Here is a 21,114-nt window from a genome sequence, read left to right as displayed (position 1 = left end):
ATGACTGACTTGCGAACTGAGCACGATCTGGTCGAGCTGGCCGAGCGCGGCGCGGCGGAGATGGCAGGCGCTTCTGCCGAGGAACTGCTGCGGTGGACCGACGAGCACTTCGGCGGTGACTACATCGTGGCGTCGAACATGCAGGACGCCGTCCTGGTCGACCTCGCAGCCAAGGTCCGCCCGGGTGTCGACGTGTTGTTCCTGGACACCGGCTACCACTTCGTCGAGACCATCGGAACCCGCGACGCCGTCGAGGCCGTGTACGACGTGCACGTGGTGAACGTCACGCCGGAGGCGTCGGTGGCCGAGCAGGACGCGCTGCACGGCAAGAACCTGTTCGCCAGCGATCCCGGCGCGTGCTGCCGCATGCGCAAGGTCGAACCATTGGGCAAGGCGCTGGCCGGGTACTCCGCGTGGGTGACCGGCATCCGCCGGGTGGAGGCACCGACCCGCGCCAACGCCCCCCTGATCAGCTTCGACAAGGCGTTCGGCCTGGTGAAGATCAATCCGATCGCGCCGTGGTCGGACGACGACATGCAGGACTACATCGACACCCACGGCGTGCTGGTGAACCCGCTCGTCGACGAGGGCTACCCGTCGATCGGCTGCCTGCCGTGCACCGCGAAGCCCATCGAGGGCGCCGACCCCCGCAGCGGTCGCTGGGCCGGCCTGACCAAGACGGAATGCGGGCTGCACGCGTCGTGACCGTCGAGCCGCTCCGCCGACCCGGTCCGCCCGGGCTCGTCCTGGCGGCACACGGCAGCGCCGATCCTCGATCCCCCGCGGTGACCCGTGCCTTGGCGGGGCGCATCCGCCGGTTGCGGCCGTGGCTCGACGTCCGCGTCGCCTTCCTCGAACAGTGCGGGCCCGACGTGGCGTCCGTGCTCGCCGACGTCGCGCGCCGCGACGAGCACGTGGTCGTGGTGCCGCTGCTGCTGGCGAGCGCCTACCACGCCCGCGTCGACCTGCCCGCGGTGGTGGCGGCGTCCGGTGCATCGGTCCGGCAGGCTGCCGTCCTCGGCGAGGACCCGGCGCTGATAGCCCTACTCGGGCAGCGCCTCGCCGAAGCCGGTGTGCCCGCAGAGCAGACCGGGGTGGGCGTCATCGTGGTGGCCGTCGGATCGTCGAACGACGCTGCCAACGCGCGCACCGCGACCGTCGGAACCGCGTTGGCGGCAGGGTCGAAGTGGGCCGGCGTCGAGGTGGCCTTCGCGACCGGTGCGCATCCGAACGTCATCGAGGCGGCAGAACGCCTGCGCGACCGCGGCGCCGAGCGCTGCGTGATCGCACCGTGGTTCCTGGCGAACGGCAGGATCACCGACCGGGTGGCCAGAACCGCTGCGGCGCTGTCGATTCCGATGACCGAGCCGCTCGGTTCGCACAACCTCGTCGCCGCTGCCCTGTTGGACAGGTACGACGAGGCCCTTGCCGTCGCTGCGGCCGCCTGACCTCCGGGCCGGGTCAGGCCTGGCTCAGCGCCGCCGCGTCCTCGTCGACCGGGGCGAGGTCTCCCCCGCCGGGAATCGGCGGGACGCGGGTGGCGCGTACGTAGACGGTGTCGCCCTCCCGCAGTCCGAGCGCCTCGGCGTCGCCGCGGGTGATCTGCGCGGTGAACGGCGCGTTGTCGTTCGCGCCCCTCAGCTCCACGCGAACCTCGAAGCCCAGCATGACGATTCGATCGATGGTGGCGCGGATGACACCGGTCGCACTCACGCTCGAATCGCTCTGCGCGATGGCCATGTCCGGATTGCGGCCCACCCGGATGTCGTGCGGGCGCACCAGTGAACCGTTGAGCGAGGACACCGCGCCGAGGAACGACATCACGAACGCACTCGCTGGCGTGTCGTAGACCTCGTTGGGCGTGCCGACCTGTTCGATGCGGCCCTTGTTCAGAACGGCGATGCGGTCGGCGACGTCGAGCGCCTCGGCCTGGTCGTGGGTGACCAGGACCGTGGTGACGTGGACCTCGTCGTGCAGGCGGCGCAGCCACGCTCGCAGATCCTCGCGCACTTTCGCGTCCAGCGCGCCGAACGGCTCGTCTAGGAGCAGCACCTGCGGGTCGACGGCGAGCGCGCGGGCGAGCGCCATGCGCTGCCGCTGACCGCCGGACAGCTGGTTCGGGTACCTGGTCTGGAAACCTGCCAGTCCGACGATCTCGAGCAGGTTGTCGACCTTGTCCTTGATCTCCGCCTTGGGGCGCTTGCGGATCTTGAGTCCGAACGCGACGTTGTCGCGCACCGTCAGGTGCTTGAACGCCGCGTAGTGCTGGAACACGAAGCCGATCCCGCGCCGCTGCGGCGGGACGCCGGTGACGTCCTGGCCCTTGATCGTGATGGCGCCGGTATCGGGTTGATCGAGTCCGGCGATCGCGCGTAGCAGCGTCGACTTACCGGATCCGCTGGGCCCGAGCAGTGCCGTCAGCGAGCCCTCGGGCACGTCGAAGTCGATGTCGTCGAGCGCGACGAAGTCGCCGTAGCGCTTGTTGGCGCCGCGAACGGTGATCGCGTTCTTGGTCGTATCGTTCGTCGTCATGTCATCGAATCCTTGTCATCGATAAGCCTATTTCGCCGCGCGCGCTCGGCGCGCATCGAGGATCACCTGAGCGATGAGCACGAACACCGCCACGGCCATCAGGAGGGTCGAGATGGCGTATGCGCCGTACTCCTGGCCCCGGTTGTAGCGGTCGGACACCAGCAGGGTGAGTGTCTGGGACGTGCCAGGGAGGTTGGACGACACCATGATCACCGCGCCGAACTCGCCAAGCGTGCGCGCGATCGTCAGCACGATGCCGTAGGTCAATCCCCACCTGATGGACGGCAGGGTGATCTTCCAGAAGGTCTGCCACCATTGGGAACCGAGCGTCGAGGCCGCTTCCTCCTGGTCGGTGCCTATCTCGTGGAGAACCGGTTCGACCTCGCGGATGACGAACGGCACGGTGACGAAGATGCTGGCGAGCACGATGCCGGGGAAGCTGAAGATGATCTTCAGCCCGAAGTCGTTCTCGACGAAGCCCATCGCACCCGCCGACCCCCACAGCAGGATCAGCGCGACGCCCACCACCACGGGCGAGACGGCGAACGGCAGGTCGATGATGGCCTGCAGGATGCTCTTGCCGCGGAAGCGGTTCCGTGCCAGCACCAGTGCGGTCGGAATGCCGAAGATCACGTTGAGCGGCACGACGATCGCGACGACGAGCAGCGACAGCTGCAGCGCGGATATCGCAGCCGGAGTCCCGATCGACGCGACGAACGAGCCGATCCCGGGTTCGAACGTCCGCCAGAGGATCAGGCCAACCGGGACGATGACCAGGATCAAGATGTAGGCAAGCGCGGTGTAGCGCAGGAGGTTGCGGACCAGCGGCGACAGCGTCACTTCGCCAGCTCCTCACGCTTGGCGGCGCGCGAGCCGATCGCGCGCAGCACGAATAGGACGACGAAGGAGATGGCCAGCAGCACGATGGAGATGGCCGCCGCGCCCGTGCGGTCGTCGTTCTCGATCAGCGTGCGGATCCACTGTGACGACACCTCGGTCTCGCCGGGTACGGCACCGCCGATGAGGACGACGGAGCCGAACTCGCCGATCGCGCGTGAGAACGCGAGGCCCGCGCCCGACAGCAGCGAGGGCAGCAGTGCGGGCAGGATCACCCGCGTGAAGATGGTGACGTTGTTCGCGCCGAGGGACGCGGCCGCCTCTTCGACCTCGCGGTCGAGTTCGAGCAGCACGGGCTGAACGGAGCGGACCACGAAGGGCAGCGTGACGAACAGCAGCGCGACGCCTATGCCCCACTTGGTGTGCTGCAGGTGCAGATCGACCGGGCTGTTCGGCCCGTACAGCGCGAGCATGACGAGGCTCGCCACGATGGTCGGCAGCGCGAACGGCAGGTCGATGACGGCGTCGACCAGTCGCTTGCCAGGGAATTCGTCGCGGGTGAGCACCCAGGCGACCAGCAATCCGAACACCAGGTTGACCAGGGTGACGCCGATGGAGACGGTGATCGTCACCCGGAACGAGGCCATCGCCGCGTTCGACGTGATGGCCTCCCAGAAGGCCTCCCATCCGCCGCCGGCGGCCTGCCAGAGGATGGCCGCGAGCGGGAGCAGCACGATGACGCTGAGCCACAGCGTCGCCGCGCCGACTCGTAGACCCGTCGACCCGTACCCGCGGCTGAATCGGCTGGGCGCGCGCCCGCGGTCACCGTTGCCGATGACCTCGGGCCGAGCCGCCTCGGGATTGGGGGCTACCCCTGCGGTCATCCAGTCGCCTGCTTGTAGATCTTGGTGACCGACCCGTTGTCCTTGTCGAACAGTGCGGGATCGACGGCGCTCCAACCGCCCAGATCGGCGATGGTCCACAGCTTCTCTGGCGTCGGGAAGTCGGCGGCGAACTGCTCGGCCACCGCGGGGTCGACGGGGCGGAAGCCTGCCTCGGCCCACACCTTCTGACCCTCGGGGGTGTAGAGGAAGTTCTTCAGCGCGTTGGCCTGCTCCTGGTGTGCGCTGCCGGTGACGACCGCGACGGGGTTCTCGATCTTGAAGGTTTGCGGCGGGTTGACGTGCTCGACGTCCTTGCCCTGCCGCTCGACGTTGATCGCCTCGTTCTCGTAGCTGATCAGCACGTCACCGGTGCCCTGCAGGAACACGTCGGTGGCCTCCCTGCCCGACCCCGGGCGGGTCTTGACGTGCTCGGTGACCAGCTTGTTGACGAAGTCGAGACCGGCCTGGGCGTCCTTGCCGCCGTTGCTCTTCGCCGCGTAGGGCGCCAGCAGGTTCCACTTGGCCGAACCGGAGCTCAGCGGGCTCGGAGTGACCACCTCGAGGCCGGGCTGCAGCAGGTCGTCCCAGTCCTTGATGTTCTTCGGGTTGCCCTTGCGGACGACCAGCGAGACCACCGAACCGAAGGGCACGCCCTTGGTGGCGTCGGCGTTCCAGTCCTTCGCGACCTTGTCGGCCTTCACCAGCCGGGTCACGTCGGGCTCGACGGAGAAGTTGACGATGTCGGCGGGCTTGCCGTCGACCACGGCACGGGACTGGTCGCCCGATGCGCCGTAGGACGTGGTCACTGCGACGCCCTTGCCTGCCTCGGTCGCGGTGAAAGCCGGGATGATCTTGCTCCATCCTGGTTCCGGCACGGCGTAGGCGACGAGCGTCAGCGTGGTGTCCGCATCGCCTGCGCCATCGCCGCCTGCGACGTCACTCGCGCCGCCGCCGCAGCCGGCGAGCAACGTGGCGGTGAGCGCCAGGGCGCCGACGGACAGCCAGGACTTCGTGGCCTTGGGCTTGAGAGTGGGCATGACTGCCTTTCCTAGGGGGTGGGGAAGCTGTGGACCCCGTTCACGACGGAAAGGCGAAGGTGAGAGTTCAAGGCTCGAACGAGCACGCGAGCCGACGCCAAACCGCGAACGGGCTGGGTCAGCGACAACAGGAAACGTCTGCAACAGCGCAGGAACCCACGGCAATGAGGGCCAAGACGTGGCCCTCGGTGCTGCCGGACGCTGCATGCATGGCGCGAAGAATAACAGAGGGCCCCCCGGCGGGCAGGAGCGGAGCGACCGGGGACCGCTATTGCGGCATCACCGGGCGAGCAGCCACATGACGATCACCAGGACGACCAGCGCGACCAGGATCAGCGTGACACGCGAGCGTGGCATTCCGTTCACGTTTCGTCCTCTTCTGCGTGGCGGGCACGACGTAGCAAACGGATCCCGTTGCCCAGGGCGCCGTCGAGCACGACGGCGGCGCCGTAGGCCAGCGCCAGGACGACGGGCATGACCACGACGGTCTGGGCGACGAAGCCGAGGCCCGAGAGCCACAGTTCCACGCCGTCCCACCAATTCAGGATGCCGTTCACCCGGACCACCCTACGATCTCTGTCGTGAACGACTCCGACGCGACGACGACGTGCCTGGTGGCGGGCGGCGGCCCCGCAGGCATGATGCTGGCTCTGCTGCTCGCACGCGCCGGTGTCGACGTGACGGTGATGGAGAAGCACGCGGACTTCCTGCGCGACTTCCGCGGCGACACGGTGCACGCGAGCACCCTGCGCCTGCTCGACGAACTCGGCCTCGGGCAGAAGTTCGCCGCGTTGCCGCACCGGATGGTCGAGGGCGTCAACGCGAAGATTCAGGACACCACGCTGAACATCGACCTGAGCGGGCTGCCCGGGCCGCACAAGCACATCGCCCTCGTCCCGCAGTGGGACTTCCTGGAGCTGCTCGCCACGGCGGCCCAGGCCGAGCCGACGTTCCGATTGCTGCGCAGCACCGAGGTGCTGGGGTTGGTGCGGAGCGGCGGGCAGGAGCGCAGCGACTCGGGGGGTGGCGGAGGCGGCAAGGTCACCGGGGTGCGCTACCGCGACGCCGACGGGGTCGAGAAGCAGATGCACGCCCACCTCACCGTGGCGTGCGACGGTCGCTCGTCGACGTTGCGCGCCGATGCGGGTCTCGAGACCCGGAACTTCGGCGCTCCGATGGACGTGTGGTGGTTCCGGTTGCCCCGCCACGCCGACGACCCCCGTGGGCTCAACGGCGTGTTCCAGTTCGGGCACGGCTGTGCCCTGATCGACCGCGGCGACTACTTCCAGATCGCGTACCTGATCCGCAAGGGCGCCGATGCGACGATGCGCGAGGAGGGCATCGATTCGCTGCGCCGCGAACTCACCGAACTGGTGCCGTGGCTGGCCGACCGCGTCGATCAGCTGGTGTCCTTCGACGATGTCAAACTGCTCGACGTGCAACTGAACCGGCTGCCCCGGTGGTACGCCGACGGGCTGCTGCTGATCGGCGACGCCGCTCACGCCATGTCACCGATCGGTGGCGTGGGCATCAATCTGGCGGTCGCGGACGCGGTTGCCGCGGCGCGCATCCTGGCCGGCCCGCTGCGTTCGCGGTCGGTGACCACGCGCCGCCTGGCCGCGGTGCAGGCGAGGCGCTGGCTGCCCGCGGCCATCATTCAGCGCGTGCAGCGGACCGTGCAGGACCGCGCGATCGCCACCGCCATCGGCACCGCCGAGGGCCTGCGCGAGGCGCCCCGCGCCGTCCAGTTGGCCAACCGCTTCCCTGCCCTGCGCGCCGTCGCCGCGTACGGCGTGGCCATCGGCCCCCTGCCCGAGCACGCGCCCGCCTTCGCGCGTCGCTGACGCCCGGTTCGCGCCCCGCTAGACGGGGGGTGCGTTTGCGGTCGATGATGTGCGGCATGGTCCTGCAGCACACCGAGTCCTCGGACGGCGCCAGCGAGAACGGCCGCGGCGACGTCGAACCGGCGGCACCGTTCACCGTCACCGCTCCCGTCCCGTACGTCGCGGGCGGTGGGCTGCGCAATCCGTTCCCCCCGATCGCCGACTACGCGTTCCTCTCCGACTGCGAGAACACCTGCCTCATCTCGTCGGCGGGGTCGGTCGAGTGGATGTGCGTGCCGCGCCCCGACTCCCCCAGCGTGTTCGGGGCGATCCTCGACCGCGGTGCGGGCCACTTCCGGCTCGGGCCCTACGGCGTGACGGTCCCGGCTGCCCGGCGGTACCTGCCGGGCAGCCTGATCCTCGAGACGACGTGGCAGACGCACACGGGGTGGCTCATCGTGCGCGACGCGCTGGTGATGGGGCCCTGGCACGACCTGGACACCCGGTCGCGCACGCACCGCCGCACTCCGATGGACTGGGATGCCGAGCACATCCTGCTCCGCACCGTGCGATGTGTCAGCGGTGTCGTGGAACTGGTGATGAGCTGCGAGCCCTCGTTCGACTACCACCGCCAGAGTGCGACCTGGGAGTACTCGGCGGCAGCATATGGCGAGGCCATCGCGCGCGCGGGCAAGGACCCGGAGGCACACCCGACGCTGCGGTTGACCACCAATCTGCGCATCGGCCTCGAGGGCCACGAAGCGCGCGCACGCACCCGACTCTCGGAGGGCGACAACGTATTCGTCGCGCTGAGCTGGTCGAAGCACCCGTCGCCGCAGACGTTCGACGAAGCCGCCGACAAGATGTGGAAGACGAGCGAGTCGTGGCGCCAGTGGATCAACATCGGCGACTTCCCCGACCACCCGTGGCGGTCCTACCTGCAGCGCAGTGCGCTCACGCTCAAGGGCCTCACCTACTCGCCCACCGGCGCACTGTTGGCGGCGAGCACCACGTCGCTACCGGAAACGCCTCAGGGCGAACGCAATTGGGACTACCGCTATTCGTGGATCCGCGACTCCACGTTCGCCCTGTGGGGTCTCTACACGCTGGGCCTCGATCGCGAGGCCGACGACTTCTTCGCCTTCATCGCCGACGTCTCGGGCGCCAACAACGGCGAACGGCACCCCCTTCAGGTGATGTACGCCGTCGGCGGCGAGCGCCAGCTGGTGGAGGAGGAACTCAATCACCTTTCGGGCTACGACAACTCGCGGCCCGTGCGGATCGGCAACGGCGCGTTCGACCAGATGCAGCACGACATCTGGGGCACGATGCTCGATTCGGTGTACCTGCACGCGAAGTCGCGCGAGCAGATCCCCGAGATGCTGTGGCCGGTGCTCAAGAACCAGGTCGAGGAAGCCATCAAGCACTGGAAGGAACCCGACCGGGGCATCTGGGAGGTCCGGGGCGACCCGAAGCACTTCACCTCGAGCAAGATCATGTGCTGGGTGGCGCTCGACCGCGGCTCGAAACTCGCCGAGCTGCAAGGTGAGAAGAGCTACGCCCAGCAGTGGCGCGCGATCGCCGAAGAGATCAAGGCCGACGTACTGGAACACGGTGTCGACTCGCGCGGCGTGCTGACCCAGCGCTACGGCGACGACGCACTCGATGCGTCACTGCTGCTGGCACCGCTTGTGCGGTTCCTGCCGTCCGACGATCCGGTGGTACGAGCGACGGTGCTTGCCATCGCCGACGAACTCACCGAGGACGGTCTGGTGCTGCGCTACCGCGTGGAGGAGACCGACGACGGCCTGTCCGGCGAGGAGGGCACGTTCACGATCTGCTCCTTCTGGCTGGTGTCGGCGCTCGTCGAGATCGGTGAGTTCAGCCGCGCCAAGCACCTGTGCGAACGACTGCTGTCGTTCGCCAGCCCGCTGCACCTGTATGCCGAGGAGATCGAGCCCCGCACGGGCAGGCACCTTGGCAACTTCCCGCAGGCGTTCACGCACCTCGCGCTGATCAACGCGGTCGTGCACGTGATCCGCGCCGAGGACGAGGCCGACAGCACCGGCGGCTTCCAGCCCGCGAACGCTCCGACCTGAGTTCAGCCATCCTTCAGACTCACGCTGCTTCGATGTCTCGACCGCGCCCGGTTGGAGGTCGACCATGGGTGTGTCTCTCGAAAGGACGCATCATGAGCCAGCCACGCACTGCACCCGCATCCCGCCGCGACCTCGACGTCGCGGTCGGCATCCTTGTCGGGCTTCGCGGCTGCTCGGAGCGCGCGGCGTTCGAGGAATTGGTGGGCGTGGTCAACCGGACCGGGCTGGGACTGTTCAACGTCGCGGCCAGCCTGATCGCCGTGGCCGCGGGTTCGTCGTCGGCTGCCGACACCGAAGCGTTCAACGCCTGGGGCGAGCTGATCCGTCATGCCCGGACGGCCGCGTTGGCGCCCGTCACCTGAGCCCGTTCTCGGCGTCAGCCGCTTTTGTCGGTGCGTGGTCGTAGAATCGAACACATGTTCGACATGCTGGACTTCGACCCCGCCACGGTGGACGAGGCCGGCCTGATCGACCGCATCGCCCAGCTGGAGCGGCTCAAGGCGACCGCCGCCGCCGCCCAAGCCCGCCTGACCGCCGCACTGGACCTGAAACGCCGCACCGCAGAAGCCGACGCCGGCATTCCGATGCGCAAGCGCGGGTTGGGCCTGGCCTCCGAAGTCGGCTTGGCACGCCGTGAGTCACCCACGCAGGGCAGCCGCCACCTCGGCTTCGCCCGCGCCCTGGTCCACGACATGCCCCACACCCTGGCGGCCCTGGAATCCGGGATCCTGTCGGAATGGCGGGCCACGCTGCTCGTGAAGGAGTCGGCGTGTCTGGAGGTCGAGGACCGCCGCACCCTGGACGCCGAGATGTGCGCCGACCCCACCACCCTGATCGGCAAGGGTGACAAGCGCATCGAAGCCGACGCCAAGGCCATCGCCTACCGCCTCGACCCCCACGCCGTGGTCGACAGGGCTCGCCGGGCGCACGAGGACCGGTGCGTCAGCATCCGGCCCGCCGCCGACACCATGGCCTGGGTCGGCATCCTGCTTCCCGTCGCCCACGGCGTGTCGATCTACGCCGCCCTCAAACGCGCCGCCGACACCACCTGCGACGGCCGCAGCCGCGGCCAGGTCATGGCCGACACCGCCGTCGAACGCATTACTGGCCGACCCGCCGACACCCCGGTCCCGGTCACCGTCGACGTGGTGATCACCGATGAGACCCTGCTCGGTGGGGATACCGAACCCGCCCGCATCCCCGGGTACGGACCCATCCCTGCCGCCGTGGCACGGCACCTGATCGGAAACGCGGTCGGCGACGAGCGGTCGCGGGCGACGCTGCGCCGGCTGTATCGCCACCCGAAGACCGGGGCGTTGGTGACGATGGAGTCCCGCGCCCGGCTGTTCCCCACGGCGTTGGCGGCGTTCATCGCGCTACGTGACGACACGTGTCGCACCCCGTACTGCAACGCCCCGGTCCGTCACATCGACCACGCCGTTCCCGACTCCCGCGGCGGGCCCACTACGGCACTCAACGGCAACGGACTGTGCGAAGCCTGCAACTACGCCAAGGAAGCACCCGGCTGGCGCGTCCGCACCCGCGACCAACACGGCTGTCACACAACCGAAGTCACCACACCCACCGGCACCACCTACACCGGCAAGGCACCACCGCTACCCGGCCGCAACACCGAACACGTCACCAGCATCGACGTCGCACGCTTCCGAGTGGTGGTCTGCCGCGCCGCCTAGTTGCGCCGACTGTCACCATTCCCATGCGATCCGCACGAGCGCATCCCTTGGCAGTCGAGCCCGCGGTGCCCGATGATGGAGCGGGTGAGCACACCTGAACCCCACCGCACCGATACGACGGCGGGCCTTGCCCCCGTGGCCGACGACCTGACGAGGCTGGCGGCCTCCCTTGGCGTCAAGTCGGTACTGGTCATGCGATCGGAACCCGGCGAGATGGTCGTGGCCGCCACCGCAGGCGAGGCCACCCAGCACTACACCGTCGGCGCGGCCGGCAAGAAGGCCGGCGACGACGAATCCCGGGTGCCGCTGTACTGCGAACGCGTGGTCGACTCCGACGAGTCGCTGTTCGTGCGCGACTCGCGCGACGACGAGATCCTCGCGGGCAACGAGGACGAGAAGGAGTTCGGTCTGCACAACTACCTCGGCCTCGCCGTGCACGACCCCGACGGCAAGGTCGTGGGCACCGTCTGCGTGCTCGACGACCGCGCGAGGGACTACACCGACGCCGAACGCGCCGAACTGAACCGGCTGCGCGACGACGTCGAACGCATCGTCGCGGACGGGAACTCGGCGCTGGGCTGAGGCCCGCCGCCCGGTCCTACGAGAAGAGGACGGCGCCGACGGCGATCACCAGGATGCCCAGGACCAACGGCAGCCACAGCCGGAGCACGGCCCAGGCGCCGGTCGGTGATGGCGTGTAGTGCTGCGACATGCCCCGACGGTAGACCGGCGGAGGGTTTCGCGTAACCGTTTGCGCTCGTGCTGGTTTGAAAACCCGCTATCCCCTTGCGTTGTCGAGCATCCGCTCAGCGATGTCGATGGCACCGTCGCTGCCGCCGTACGTACACGCCCACGTCTCAACGATCAGATTCGACGCCGCGGACAGGGCGTGCTGGCACATCCAGTCCGGCGACTCCTCCTCGGTGGTCACCTGGACGAGCATGTCGTCGTCGGCGCTGAGATCGCCTATCCCCCAGACATAGCTGAGGTCGGTGTCCTCGATGGTGACCGAGTAGCCGGCGCACTCCTCCCACGCCGACGCCGACTGGTCGTAGAACCGGCTCGCCTCGGCGTCGGAGGAGAACAGCACGGCCGTCTGCTCTATCCAGTGCTCGTCGTTCGAGTCGGCGACCACCTGATCGCGAACGGCGGTCCAGCCACTATCGGCGTACACCGACTCCTCGGCACCCATGACGGCGCCGAGACAATCGGGATCCGACGCCACGTCGAGGTTGTCGGACATGACCTCGTCGTCGACGAGTGTCTCCAGCTCGGCCGCGCCCACGACATCGGCGAGTTCGTCGAGGCTCAGCATGACGTCGTCGAGCTGGGACTCGCGCAACACCGGCACGTCGACCGGAACGACGCGCGGATCACGCACGGCGTTCCCGGAGACCGTGCTCGAGCACCCGATCGTGAGCAGGCACGCTGCAGTCACGAGGAGACGGCCGGTGGACCTGCGGGCGACGACGTTCACCGCGTCATTGTGACCGACCAACCCACGCGGTGCGTCAGTTCGGTCGCCCGACCTTGTCGAGCATGACCTCGACGGCGCGTGTCGCCATGTCGCGCGCAGCCGCGACGGTCGGTCCGTCCGTCGGGATCGCCAGTGACACTTCGACAATCGCGTCCCCGCGGACTCCGATCGAACGTTCGTAGCGAGCGGTGCCGCCACCGGCACGCTCGCCGGTGCGCACGGTCGCCGACATGACCGGACCGGCGATGTCCACGTCCTGCACCCGGGCGTCGACGTCGGCTCCCGTGACCCCGGGCAGGTGCTTCACGACGGTCGACCCGTCGCACTGCCGCCATCGCCCAACGAACTCGTCGAATGCCGCACGGGCACCGTCACCGGTGGACATGCGCACGGCGGCGGCATCGGCACCCGACGTCGCCACGCCAGGGTCCCAGTTGAAGAAACTCAGCCGGGCCGCCTCGAGTACGGGCAGGGGCTCGTAGACGATCCGTGGCGCAGTGTCGGTGACGGCCACGCACGCGATGGGTGACGCATCGGAATCGGTGCGATAGCCGTCCGGCAGGATCTCCACGCCACCCACGAACGGCTGGAACCCGAACGTGCTCAACGGACTGTCGACCGCGGCGCTGATCTCCGATTCGGTCGGCAGGATGCCGAGTGCGGCATCGGACTGCGTTGCAGATCCCGCAATGGACTGCGTGCATCCCGTCAGCAGCAGAACGGCCAGCAGCGCTGCTCGGCTACTTCTTCGGCTTGTCACTTGCCGCATCGGAGGACAGTGCGGCGACGAAGGCCTCCTGGGGCACTTCGACCCGGCCGATCGTCTTCATCCGCTTCTTGCCTTCCTTCTGCTTCTCCAGCAGCTTGCGCTTGCGGGTGATGTCACCGCCGTAGCACTTGCTGAGGACGTCCTTGCGGATGGCCCGGATGTTCTCGCGCGCAATGATCCTCGACCCGATGGCTGCCTGAATCGGCACCTCGAACTGCTGGCGGGGGATGAGTTCCTTGAGCTTGGTGGTCATCTTGTTGCCGTAGGCCGCGGCGGAGTCCTTGTGCACGATCGCGCTGAAGGCGTCCACCGCCTCGCCCTGCAGCAGGATGTCGACCTTGACCAGATCGGACTCCTGCTCCCCCGCCTCTTCGTAGTCCAGGCTGGCGTAGCCGCGGGTGCGCGACTTCAGCGAGTCGAAGAAGTCGAAGATGATCTCGCCGAGCGGCATCGTGTAGCGCAGCTCGACGCGTTCGGGCGAGAGGTAGTCCATGCCGCCCAGCTCGCCGCGGCGCTGCTGACACAGCTCCATGATGGTGCCGATGAACTCGCTCGGAGCGATGACCGTGGTCTTCACCACGGGTTCGTAGACGGCGCCGACCTTGCCCTCGGGCCAGTCGGACGGGTTGGTCACCGTCAGCTCGGTGCCGTCGTCCTTGACCACGCGGTACACGACGTTCGGAGAGGTGGAGATGAGGTCGAGGTCGAACTCGCGCTCGAGCCGTTCGCGGGTGATCTCCATGTGCAGCAGCCCGAGGAAGCCGCAGCGGAAGCCGAAGCCGAGCGCAACCGAGGTCTCCGGCTCCCACACCAACGCCGCGTCGTTGAGCTGAAGACGTTCCAGCGCGTCGCGCAGGTTCGGGTAGTCGGATCCGTCGACCGGGTAGAGGCCGGAGTAGACCATCGGCTTGGGCTCCCGGTAGCCGGTGAGCGCGTCGGTGGCGCCGTTGCGAGCCGAGGTCACGGTGTCGCCGACCTTGGACTGGCGGACGTCCTTGACGCCGGTGATCAGGTAACCCACCTCGCCGACGCCGAGGCCCTGGGTGGCCTTCGGTTCCGGTGAGACAATGCCGACCTCGAGCAGCTCGTGGGTCGTCCCGGTCGACATCATCTTGATCTTCTCGCGGGGGTTGAGCTTGCCGTCGACCACGCGGACATAGGTGACCACGCCGCGGTAGATGTCGTAGACGGAGTCGAAGATCATGGCCCGCGCGGGCGCGTCGGCGTCACCCACCGGGGCGGGGACCAGCCGGACGACCTCGTCGAGCAGTTCTCGTACGCCGACGCCGGTCTTGCCCGACACCCGCAGCACGTCCTCGGGCTCGCAGCCGATGATGTGGGCGATCTCGCCCGCATAGCGGTCCGGGTCGGCGGCAGGCAGGTCGATCTTGTTCAGCACCGGGATGATGGTCAGGCCGCGGTCCAGCGCCAGGTACAGGTTCGCCAGCGTCTGCGCCTCGATCCCCTGCGCGGCGTCGACCAGCAAAACGGCGCCCTCGCAGGCCTCGAGCGCACGCGACACCTCGTAGGTGAAGTCGACGTGCCCGGGCGTGTCGATCAGGTGCAGGACGAACTCCTGGTCGTCGACCACCCACGGCAGCCGCACGTTCTGCGCCTTGATCGTGATGCCGCGCTCACGCTCGATGTCCATGCGGTCCAGGTACTGGGCCCGCATGTCGCGGTCGGCCACCACGCCGGTGATGCCCAGCATCCGGTCGGCCAGCGTGGACTTGCCGTGGTCGATGTGGGCGATGATGCAGAAGTTCCGGATCTGCGCCGGCGCAGTGAACGTCTTGTCGGCGAAACTGCTGATGGGAATCTCCTGGTGGCGGTACGTGCGCAGCACCTGCTGCGTCCCACCAGGGTATCGAGCCACCGCCCCATCGACACAATCGCTGGCTTGAATGACCCCCGGTCGCTGCGCTCCTGCCCGCCGGGAACTCACCTATGCTCGTTCCATGGCGTCGCTTGGGAAGACGTTTCAGCGCATCGCGGAGCAACTGGTGCTCAGCGAAGCGCCGAAGCTCGTCCGTCAGTTGCAGAAGTCCGACAGCCTGCCGCGCAGCATTCAGCAGGGCATCAAGATGGGCGTCGACGCGGGTATCAGCGTTCTCGCGGCCAATCAGGCAGCCCGGACGCAGCCCGCGCTGACCACTGGCCGCCCGGTGACCAAGCACAGCGTTCCGACCGCGCACCGGGCCCGCAGGGTGGTCTACGCCCCCAATCTCGACGGGCAGGCCGATCCGGGCGAGATCGTGTGGACGTGGGTCGCCTATGAAGAGGACCCGACGCGCGGCAAGGACCGGCCGGTGCTCGTCGTGGGTCGCGACCGGACCACGCTGCTCGGTCTGATGCTGTCCAGCCAGGACCGGCACGGCACCGACCGGGAGTGGATCGCCATCGGCACGGGCAGCTGGGACCACGAGGGACGCGCCAGCTGGGTGCGCCTGGACCGGGTACTCGACGTGCCCGAGGAGGGCATCCGCCGCGAGGGCGCCGTGCTCGACCGCGAGCGCTTCGACCTCGTCGCCCGACGGCTACGCGCCGAGTACTCCTGGTCCTGAGCCTCCCGCCGTTCCCCGGCGAGCGTGCGTGTCTGCGGGCGACACGCCGCGGCTGAACCCAAGTTCGCGCACGCTCAGCGCGGCTGCCGCCACATCGGGACCAGAGTCGGGCCGTCGGGCAGCGTGATCTCGCCGGTGACCTCGAACCCGAACCGCTGGTAATACGGCACGTTGTCGGGATTGCTCGACTCGAGGTAGGCCGGGGCGTACTCCGCATCGCAGCGGTCCAGGCGCGAGCGCATCAGTGCATTGCCGTAGCCCTTGCCGCGGACGGCGGGGTCGCTGCCGATCACCGCGAGGTACCAGTGCGGCTCCTCCGGATGGGCCTTCATCATCAGCTCTTCCGCCGCCATGCCGCGCGACATGGACGGGCCGAACGCGAGCAGCAGCCCCGGCATCGCGCGCAGCTGTTCGAGACGCGTCTGCCGCCACTGTCCCGGCGGATCCCACAGCGCCGCACCGCCGACGCCGAAGCCGTCCGACGCGACCTCGACGCCCCCACGGGACAGGTGGTGATGCTTGGTCAACGCAGCGAACAGCCGATGTAGCTTCCGCCTGCGGGCGTTGGCATTCGGCAGCATCCACTGCATCACCGGGTCGTCGTAGAAGGCCTTGCCCAACGTCTTCGACAGCGCGGGAACGTCGGCCCGTGACGCCGGCCTCACGTGCGGTTCGATCACGTACACACGATCCCACGATGAACGCGACGACGGCCACTGACCCAAACACGTTGCGGGATGGCCGCATAGCCGTCCTTCCGATCATGACGATCCGTACTCTGTCGGCCCCGCAGGCGCGTGCGTAGGTTCAGCGCCTGAGTGACCACCGAACCAGAGAGCCTTCATGATCGAGATAGAGAACCTGACCAAGCGGTTCGGTGAGCGAACGGTCCTCGACGACGTCTCACTGTCGGTGCGCTCGGGCGAGATCCTCGCGGTCGTCGGCCCGAGCGGTGCGGGCAAGAGCACGCTGTCGCGCTGCGTCAGCTTTCTCGAGCGACCGACGAGCGGCACCGTGCGCGTGGACGGCAAGGACTTCACCCGACTCGAGCGCGACGAACTCGTCGCAGCGCGCCGGAGCATCGGCGTCATCTTCCAGACGGCGCCGTTGCTTCGTCGCCGCACGGTCGCCGAGAACGTTGCGCTGCCCCTTGAATACCTCGGTGCGACGGACGATTCCACCACCCGGCGGGTGTCCGAACTCCTCGATCGCGTCGGGCTCTCCGACCGCAGCGCCTACTACCCGGCGCAACTATCGGGCGGTCAGAAGCAGCGGGTCGGCATCGCGCGCGCACTCGCACTGGGACCGTCGATCCTGCTCTCCGACGAAGCGACGTCGGGCCTGGATCCCGCGACCACGACGTCGATCCTCGGGCTGCTCGGTCATCTGCGCGACGAGTACGGCCTGTCGATCATCCTCATCACCCATGAGATGGAGGTGGTCCGCGAGATCGCCGACTCCGTTGCCCGCATCGAGGACGGCCGCATCATCGAAAGCGGCTCGGTCACCGACGTCATCCTCGACCCCACGTCGGCGCTGGCCCGCGAACTGCTCCCGGACCGTCCGCGTGTCGCGATCGACGTGCCCGGCGAGATCTGGGAGGTGTCCTACGCCTCGCGTGACGTTCCGCTGAACTGGTTGACGTCGATTCACACCGTCCCCGGCATCGCCGACGCCCACGTCGACGTCCTGTCCGCGAGCGTGGAGGCGATCCGCGGGGTCGCCGTCGGCCGCGCCGTGCTGTCGATCTCGCCGGCAGCGCCTGCGGGTTTCGCCGAGTACCTCGCCCAGCGGGGCCTGTTCGTCCGCACCGCCGGACGCGCCGCGGCTGCGACGGAAGCGGGGGCGGCGGCGTGATCCTCGCGGAGGACTTCAGCACCCCGTGGACCAACGTGCCTGCGCTGCTGTTGCCCGCGTACGGCGAGACGTGGGCGATGGTCGCCATCTCGATGACCCTGGTGGTGCTCATCGGCACGCCGCTGGGCGTCACGTTGCACAACACGTCGGAACTCGGCCTGTACCCGGATTCCAGGGTCTTCGCCGCGCTCAACACGATCGTCAACGTCGGACGCTCGCTGCCGTTCCTGATCCTGATGGCGGCGATCATCCCGGTGACGCGGTTCCTCGTCGGCACCACGATCGGCATTCCCGCGGCGATCGTGCCGATGACGGTCGCGGGCGTGCCGTTCTTCGCCCGGCTCGTGCAGAACGCCCTGCGGGAGGTGCGCTCCGACGTCACCGACATGGGACAGGTGTCGGGCGGCACCACCCTCCAGGTGATCAGGACCGTGCAACTGTCCGAGGCACTGCCTGCCCTGGCCGGCGCGTTGACGGTGAACGTCATCGCCATGATCGAGTACTCGGCCATCGCCGGATCGATCGGCGCGGGGGGTATCGGCAACCTCGCGATCACCTACGGCTACAACCGATTCGATCACAACATCATGATTGCCACGGTGCTGGTCCTCATCGTCACCATCCAGATCGTCCAGTTCGTCGGCGACCGCGTCGTCACGGCACTGACCCGCTGACCCCGCCCACACCACCCCACCCCAAGGAACACCCATGACCGACCCGACGAGTCAGCCGCACGGCCTCGACATCGAACTGAAGAAGAAGAAGAAGCGGTGGCCCTGGATCGCCGCTGCCGTCGCCGTGGTGGTGGCCATCGCGGGCGGCGTCTCCTACGCCACTCTCGCCAACCAGGACAAGCCATTCGGCACCACGCTCGACGTCGCGACGTGGAGCACTGACATCGCCGCCGAGAACCTGCTGCAGTTCATCGCCACCAACGTCGCTCCCGACCACGGCATCACGATCAACCCCGTGAAGATCGACAACCTGATCGAGATCAATCGCGCGGTCGACGCGGGCAACGTCGCAGGTAACTTCTTCGAGCATCAGCCGTTCCTCAACGACGCCATCGCCGCCAACGGGTTCGAGCTGACGCTGGCGGCGCCGACGTTCACGTGGGACCAGGCGACGTACTCCAACGAGTACGACAGCTGGAACGAGGTGCCCCGCGGCGCCAAGATCGCCCTGCGCGACGACCCCGCGGGGCAGGCGATCGCCCTGCTCGACTTGGCGCACGACAAGCAGATCACGCTGAAGCCGGGCAAGGACACCCTGCAGGGCCTCCCCCAACTGAGTGACATCGCCTCCAATCCCAAGGACTACCAGTTCGTTCAGGTTCCCATCGGTCAACTGGCACGCAGCCTCGCCGACGTCGACGCGATCGTCGTGCACATCTCCGACGTCTACGCTGCCGGGTTGACCGAGGACCAGATCCTCGCCCGCGAACCCGCCCCCAAGGGCAGCGAAGGCGGCCTCGTCGTCAGCAACAAGCACCTCGACGACCCGAACGTGCAGAAGCTGATCGCCACGTTCCAAGATCCGAGAATCGCCGACTACCTGCAGACCACGGACAACGCCCTCATCCGCGACACGCTCGGCCCCATCGACGCCGGGCCGGATGCCACGCAGGGGAATACGCCGTGACCAAGCGCCCGCTCTACTACTCGGCGTTCGTCATGAACACCGCATCGCATGTCCTACACGGTCTTTGGCGCGCTCCGGAGGCCCGGAACCACGACTTCAACTCGCTGCGGCATTGGACGTCGCTGGCGGCGCAGGTCGACGCGGCCGACTACGATCTGCTGTTCTTCGCCGACGTGTTCGGCCTGCGTCAGACGTGGAACGGCAACTGGCGCAAGGCAGTCGAGGGCGGTATCCAGATCCCCGTCAACGATCCATCCGTAATCGCGTCAGCCCTTGCCGCGGCGACCGATCACTTGGGCATCGTGTTCACCAGTTCGATCGTCCAGGACCACCCGTTCGACTTCGCCCGGCGGATGTCCTCACTGGATCACTACACCGACGGCCGGCTCGGCTGGAACATCGTGACCAGCTTCAACCAGAACATGTTCCGCAGCTTCGGACACGAGGGCACGCTGGCCCACGACGAACGCTACGAATGGGCCAACGAGTACGTCGACGTCGTCTACAAACTTTGGGAGGGTTCCTGGGACGACGACGCACTCGTGCAGGACAAGGCGGCAGGGATCCATTCCGATCCGGCGAAGATCCACAAGATCAATCACGTCGGCAAGCGGTACAGCGTCGAGGGTCCGCACTTCTCGTCACCGTCGCCGCAACGGACCCCCGTGCTGTTCCAGGCAGGGTCTTCGCCGGCGGGGCAGCTGTTCTCGGCGCGCAACGCCGAGGGCGTCTACATCAGCAGCCCCAACCCCGCCGCCGCGTACGGACTGACCACCGAGACCAGGGCCCTGGCGGCCGCCAACGGCCGCAACCCCGAGGACATCACGTTCGCTCAGGGGTTGTCGTTCGTCATCGGTGACACGCACGCCGAGGCGGTCCGCCGCAACGACGAACTCAAGCGGTACCTCGACCTCGAGGGCATCGCACTGCACGCGCTCGGCGACGCCGGGGTCGACGGAGGCAGCCTGTCGCTCGACACCCCGATCAGCGAACTCGGCGAGTTCACCGGCATCAAGAGCTTCATCCGCTGGGCGTCGGAGTCGTCGGGCAACGACGAACCGACGATCCGCGACATGGCGTGGGTGCTGGAGGGCGCCAACCGCGTAGTGGGGACGGCCAAGGAGATCGCCGACCAACTCGAGGAGTGGCGCGAAGCCGGTGTCGACGGCATCAACGTCTACCACGCGACGGTGCCGGGTTCGTTCGCCGAGACCGCCGACCGCCTCTTCCCGACGCTGCGCGAACGCGGCCTCATCTCGACCGACAAGTCCGGAACGCTTCGCCACAAGCTGCTCGGTCGCGGCGACCGGCTCCCCGACAGTCATCCGGCCGCGGCCTACCGCGGCGCGTTCACCGACAACGACCTGCTCAACGGCGTCGAATCCCGGGTCCTCACCCCTGGGTGATGTACGCCTCGAGCTGTTCCTGCTGGGCTTCGAGTTCCTCCATCCGGGTCTTGACCACGTCGCCGATGCTGACGATGCCGGTCAGGTGGCCGTCCTCCATCACGGGAACGTGGCGCACCCGGTTGTTGGTCATCAGGCCGCTGACGCCGTCCACGGAGTCGGCAGGCGTGCAGGTGATGACGTCGGTCGACATGATGTCGGCGACGGCATGCTCCAGCAGCTCCGCGCCGTGTGCGTGCAGGTTGCGCACCACGTCGCGTTCGGAGACGATGCCGACCGGACCGTCGGGGCCGACCACCACCATCGCGCCCACGTTGCGCGTGGCGAGGCCGGTCAGCAACTCGGCGACGGTCATCTCCGGTGACACGGTCAAGACCCCGGCACCCTTGTTCCTCAGCACGTCTGCGATCCTCATCGGAACCTCCCAAAGTGACGTGGATCACATTAGGTTAGGTCTTCCAGGCCCACCAGGAAACCCCCAGCTCGAATGGCAC

23 protein-coding genes are annotated in these 21,114 nt (G+C 68.0%); 12 read left to right on the top strand and 11 right to left on the bottom strand.

Features of this window, described 5'->3' with window-relative positions; translation table 11 throughout:
• A complete protein-coding gene (locus G6N61_RS29630) occupies positions 1 to 705 on the top strand; it encodes a phosphoadenylyl-sulfate reductase (protein WP_163924395.1) in 705 nt (234 codons plus the stop codon).
• Entirely contained in the window at positions 684 to 1,448 is a 765-nt protein-coding gene (locus G6N61_RS29625; RefSeq protein ID WP_163924394.1) for a sirohydrochlorin chelatase, read from the top strand. The genes G6N61_RS29630 and G6N61_RS29625 overlap by 22 nt, the downstream gene beginning before the upstream one ends.
• Before the next feature lie 13 nt (positions 1,449 to 1,461).
• On the opposite strand, the gene G6N61_RS29620 is transcribed toward G6N61_RS29625, so the two are convergent.
• From G6N61_RS29620 to G6N61_RS29600, 6 genes are all read right to left on the bottom strand, one after another.
• A complete protein-coding gene (locus G6N61_RS29620) occupies positions 1,462 to 2,532 on the bottom strand; it encodes a sulfate/molybdate ABC transporter ATP-binding protein (protein ID WP_163924393.1) in 1,071 nt (356 codons plus the stop codon).
• 27 nt (positions 2,533 to 2,559) lie between these two features.
• Positions 2,560 to 3,372 (bottom strand): sulfate ABC transporter permease subunit CysW, encoded by an 813-nt coding sequence (gene cysW / locus G6N61_RS29615; RefSeq protein ID WP_163924392.1) that lies wholly within the window; start codon positions 3,370 to 3,372, stop codon positions 2,560 to 2,562.
• On the bottom strand, positions 3,369 to 4,253 hold the full coding sequence (gene cysT, locus G6N61_RS29610) for a sulfate ABC transporter permease subunit CysT (RefSeq protein ID WP_163924391.1): 885 nt from the start codon (positions 4,251 to 4,253) through the stop codon (positions 3,369 to 3,371). The genes cysW and cysT overlap by 4 nt, the downstream gene beginning before the upstream one ends.
• Positions 4,250 to 5,290, bottom strand: coding sequence for a sulfate ABC transporter substrate-binding protein (locus G6N61_RS29605; protein ID WP_163924390.1), 1,041 nt, complete (start codon positions 5,288 to 5,290; stop codon positions 4,250 to 4,252). Before G6N61_RS29605 ends, cysT begins: the two co-directional genes overlap by 4 nt.
• Before the next feature lie 118 nt (positions 5,291 to 5,408).
• Positions 5,409 to 5,501 carry an Ms4533A family Cys-rich leader peptide gene (locus tag G6N61_RS31385; protein WP_372481171.1) on the bottom strand — a complete coding sequence of 31 codons (93 nt, stop codon included), beginning with the start codon at positions 5,499 to 5,501 and terminating at the stop codon, positions 5,409 to 5,411.
• Positions 5,502 to 5,652: 151 nt separating this feature from the next.
• Positions 5,653 to 5,847, bottom strand: coding sequence for a hypothetical protein (locus G6N61_RS29600; RefSeq protein ID WP_163924389.1), 195 nt, complete (start codon positions 5,845 to 5,847; stop codon positions 5,653 to 5,655).
• 24 nt (positions 5,848 to 5,871) lie between these two features.
• Here G6N61_RS29600 and G6N61_RS29595 point away from each other — a divergent pair, with 24 nt between their 5' ends.
• The 5 genes from G6N61_RS29595 (at position 5,872) to G6N61_RS29575 (ending at position 11,488) form a co-directional block, all read left to right on the top strand.
• Entirely contained in the window at positions 5,872 to 7,134 is a 1,263-nt protein-coding gene (locus G6N61_RS29595) for an FAD-dependent oxidoreductase (protein ID WP_264077406.1), read from the top strand.
• Between the two features lie 56 nt (positions 7,135 to 7,190).
• Entirely contained in the window at positions 7,191 to 9,212 is a 2,022-nt protein-coding gene (locus G6N61_RS29590; protein WP_163924388.1) for a glycoside hydrolase family 15 protein, read from the top strand.
• Positions 9,213 to 9,304: 92 nt separating this feature from the next.
• Positions 9,305 to 9,574, top strand: a complete 270-nt coding sequence (locus tag G6N61_RS29585) for an ANTAR domain-containing protein (RefSeq protein WP_163924387.1) — start codon at positions 9,305 to 9,307, stop codon at positions 9,572 to 9,574.
• A 54-nt stretch (positions 9,575 to 9,628) separates the two neighbouring features.
• On the top strand, positions 9,629 to 10,906 hold the full coding sequence (locus G6N61_RS29580) for an HNH endonuclease (protein ID WP_163924386.1): 1,278 nt from the start codon (positions 9,629 to 9,631) through the stop codon (positions 10,904 to 10,906).
• A 75-nt stretch (positions 10,907 to 10,981) separates the two neighbouring features.
• Positions 10,982 to 11,488: a GAF domain-containing protein gene (locus G6N61_RS29575; protein ID WP_264077407.1), complete on the top strand. Its 507-nt coding sequence runs from the start codon at positions 10,982 to 10,984 to the stop codon at positions 11,486 to 11,488.
• Positions 11,489 to 11,684: 196 nt separating this feature from the next.
• On the opposite strand, the gene G6N61_RS29570 is transcribed toward G6N61_RS29575, so the two are convergent.
• Genes G6N61_RS29570 through lepA form a run of 3 tightly spaced genes read right to left on the bottom strand, consistent with a single transcriptional unit; the run spans position 11,685 to position 15,028 of the window.
• On the bottom strand, positions 11,685 to 12,383 hold the full coding sequence (locus G6N61_RS29570; RefSeq protein ID WP_163924384.1) for a sensor domain-containing protein: 699 nt from the start codon (positions 12,381 to 12,383) through the stop codon (positions 11,685 to 11,687).
• A gap of 34 nt (positions 12,384 to 12,417) precedes the next feature.
• Entirely contained in the window at positions 12,418 to 13,152 is a 735-nt protein-coding gene (locus tag G6N61_RS29565; RefSeq protein WP_163924383.1) for a sensor domain-containing protein, read from the bottom strand.
• Complete coding sequence (gene lepA, locus G6N61_RS29560) at positions 13,124 to 15,028, bottom strand: translation elongation factor 4 (protein ID WP_235887343.1); 1,905 nt, start codon at positions 15,026 to 15,028, stop codon at positions 13,124 to 13,126. The genes G6N61_RS29565 and lepA overlap by 29 nt, the downstream gene beginning before the upstream one ends.
• Positions 15,029 to 15,110: 82 nt before the next feature.
• Between lepA and G6N61_RS29555 the strand changes: the two genes are divergently transcribed.
• Positions 15,111 to 15,716: a type II toxin-antitoxin system PemK/MazF family toxin gene (locus G6N61_RS29555; RefSeq protein ID WP_163924382.1), complete on the top strand. Its 606-nt coding sequence runs from the start codon at positions 15,111 to 15,113 to the stop codon at positions 15,714 to 15,716.
• Between the two features lie 74 nt (positions 15,717 to 15,790).
• Here the strand turns inward: G6N61_RS29555 and G6N61_RS29550 are convergent, their stop codons facing one another.
• Complete coding sequence (locus G6N61_RS29550; RefSeq protein ID WP_163925196.1) at positions 15,791 to 16,393, bottom strand: GNAT family N-acetyltransferase; 603 nt, start codon at positions 16,391 to 16,393, stop codon at positions 15,791 to 15,793.
• Positions 16,394 to 16,559: 166 nt separating this feature from the next.
• Between G6N61_RS29550 and G6N61_RS29545 the strand changes: the two genes are divergently transcribed.
• From G6N61_RS29545 to G6N61_RS29530, 4 genes are read left to right on the top strand one after another with little or no spacing between them, the layout of a single operon-like run.
• Entirely contained in the window at positions 16,560 to 17,573 is a 1,014-nt protein-coding gene (locus G6N61_RS29545; RefSeq protein WP_163924381.1) for a methionine ABC transporter ATP-binding protein, read from the top strand.
• Complete coding sequence (locus G6N61_RS29540) at positions 17,570 to 18,247, top strand: methionine ABC transporter permease (RefSeq protein WP_163924380.1); 678 nt, start codon at positions 17,570 to 17,572, stop codon at positions 18,245 to 18,247. The genes G6N61_RS29545 and G6N61_RS29540 overlap by 4 nt, the downstream gene beginning before the upstream one ends.
• A gap of 34 nt (positions 18,248 to 18,281) precedes the next feature.
• Entirely contained in the window at positions 18,282 to 19,214 is a 933-nt protein-coding gene (locus tag G6N61_RS29535) for a MetQ/NlpA family ABC transporter substrate-binding protein (RefSeq protein ID WP_163924379.1), read from the top strand.
• Between the two features lie 32 nt (positions 19,215 to 19,246).
• Positions 19,247 to 20,620 (top strand): LLM class flavin-dependent oxidoreductase, encoded by a 1,374-nt coding sequence (locus G6N61_RS29530; protein WP_163925195.1) that lies wholly within the window; start codon positions 19,247 to 19,249, stop codon positions 20,618 to 20,620.
• Here G6N61_RS29530 and G6N61_RS29525 read toward each other — a convergent pair.
• On the bottom strand, positions 20,607 to 21,035 hold the full coding sequence (locus tag G6N61_RS29525) for a CBS domain-containing protein (RefSeq protein WP_163924378.1): 429 nt from the start codon (positions 21,033 to 21,035) through the stop codon (positions 20,607 to 20,609). The genes G6N61_RS29530 and G6N61_RS29525 overlap by 14 nt on opposite strands.
• Positions 21,036 to 21,114 lie beyond the last annotated feature (79 nt).

The organism is Mycolicibacterium arabiense (assembly GCF_010731815.2).
Classification (GTDB): Bacteria; Actinomycetota; Actinomycetes; order Mycobacteriales; family Mycobacteriaceae; genus Mycobacterium; species Mycobacterium arabiense.
The sequence above is the reverse complement of the archived record's forward strand: the minus strand, read 5'-3'. Positions and strand labels throughout refer to the sequence as shown.

Coding starts and splice junctions, on each gene's coding strand:
- G6N61_RS29575 (WP_264077407.1), top strand. CDS start 10,982: ATGGAGCGGGTGAGCACACCTGAACCCCACCGCACCGATACGACGGCG.
- G6N61_RS29605 (WP_163924390.1), bottom strand. CDS start 5,290: ATGCCCACTCTCAAGCCCAAGGCCACGAAGTCCTGGCTGTCCGTCGGC.
- G6N61_RS29525 (WP_163924378.1), bottom strand. CDS start 21,035: ATGAGGATCGCAGACGTGCTGAGGAACAAGGGTGCCGGGGTCTTGACC.
- G6N61_RS29630 (WP_163924395.1), top strand. CDS start 1: ATGACTGACTTGCGAACTGAGCACGATCTGGTCGAGCTGGCCGAGCGC.
- G6N61_RS29545 (WP_163924381.1), top strand. CDS start 16,560: ATGATCGAGATAGAGAACCTGACCAAGCGGTTCGGTGAGCGAACGGTC.
- G6N61_RS29555 (WP_163924382.1), top strand. CDS start 15,111: ATGGCGTCGCTTGGGAAGACGTTTCAGCGCATCGCGGAGCAACTGGTG.
- G6N61_RS29530 (WP_163925195.1), top strand. CDS start 19,247: ATGAACACCGCATCGCATGTCCTACACGGTCTTTGGCGCGCTCCGGAG.
- G6N61_RS29590 (WP_163924388.1), top strand. CDS start 7,191: ATGGTCCTGCAGCACACCGAGTCCTCGGACGGCGCCAGCGAGAACGGC.
- G6N61_RS31385 (WP_372481171.1), bottom strand. CDS start 5,501: ATGCATGCAGCGTCCGGCAGCACCGAGGGCCACGTCTTGGCCCTCATT.
- G6N61_RS29625 (WP_163924394.1), top strand. CDS start 684: ATGCGGGCTGCACGCGTCGTGACCGTCGAGCCGCTCCGCCGACCCGGT.
- G6N61_RS29535 (WP_163924379.1), top strand. CDS start 18,282: ATGACCGACCCGACGAGTCAGCCGCACGGCCTCGACATCGAACTGAAG.
- G6N61_RS29565 (WP_163924383.1), bottom strand. CDS start 13,152: ATGCGGCAAGTGACAAGCCGAAGAAGTAGCCGAGCAGCGCTGCTGGCC.
- G6N61_RS29585 (WP_163924387.1), top strand. CDS start 9,305: ATGAGCCAGCCACGCACTGCACCCGCATCCCGCCGCGACCTCGACGTC.
- cysT (WP_163924391.1), bottom strand. CDS start 4,253: ATGACCGCAGGGGTAGCCCCCAATCCCGAGGCGGCTCGGCCCGAGGTC.
- G6N61_RS29620 (WP_163924393.1), bottom strand. CDS start 2,532: ATGACGACGAACGATACGACCAAGAACGCGATCACCGTTCGCGGCGCC.
- G6N61_RS29580 (WP_163924386.1), top strand. CDS start 9,629: ATGTTCGACATGCTGGACTTCGACCCCGCCACGGTGGACGAGGCCGGC.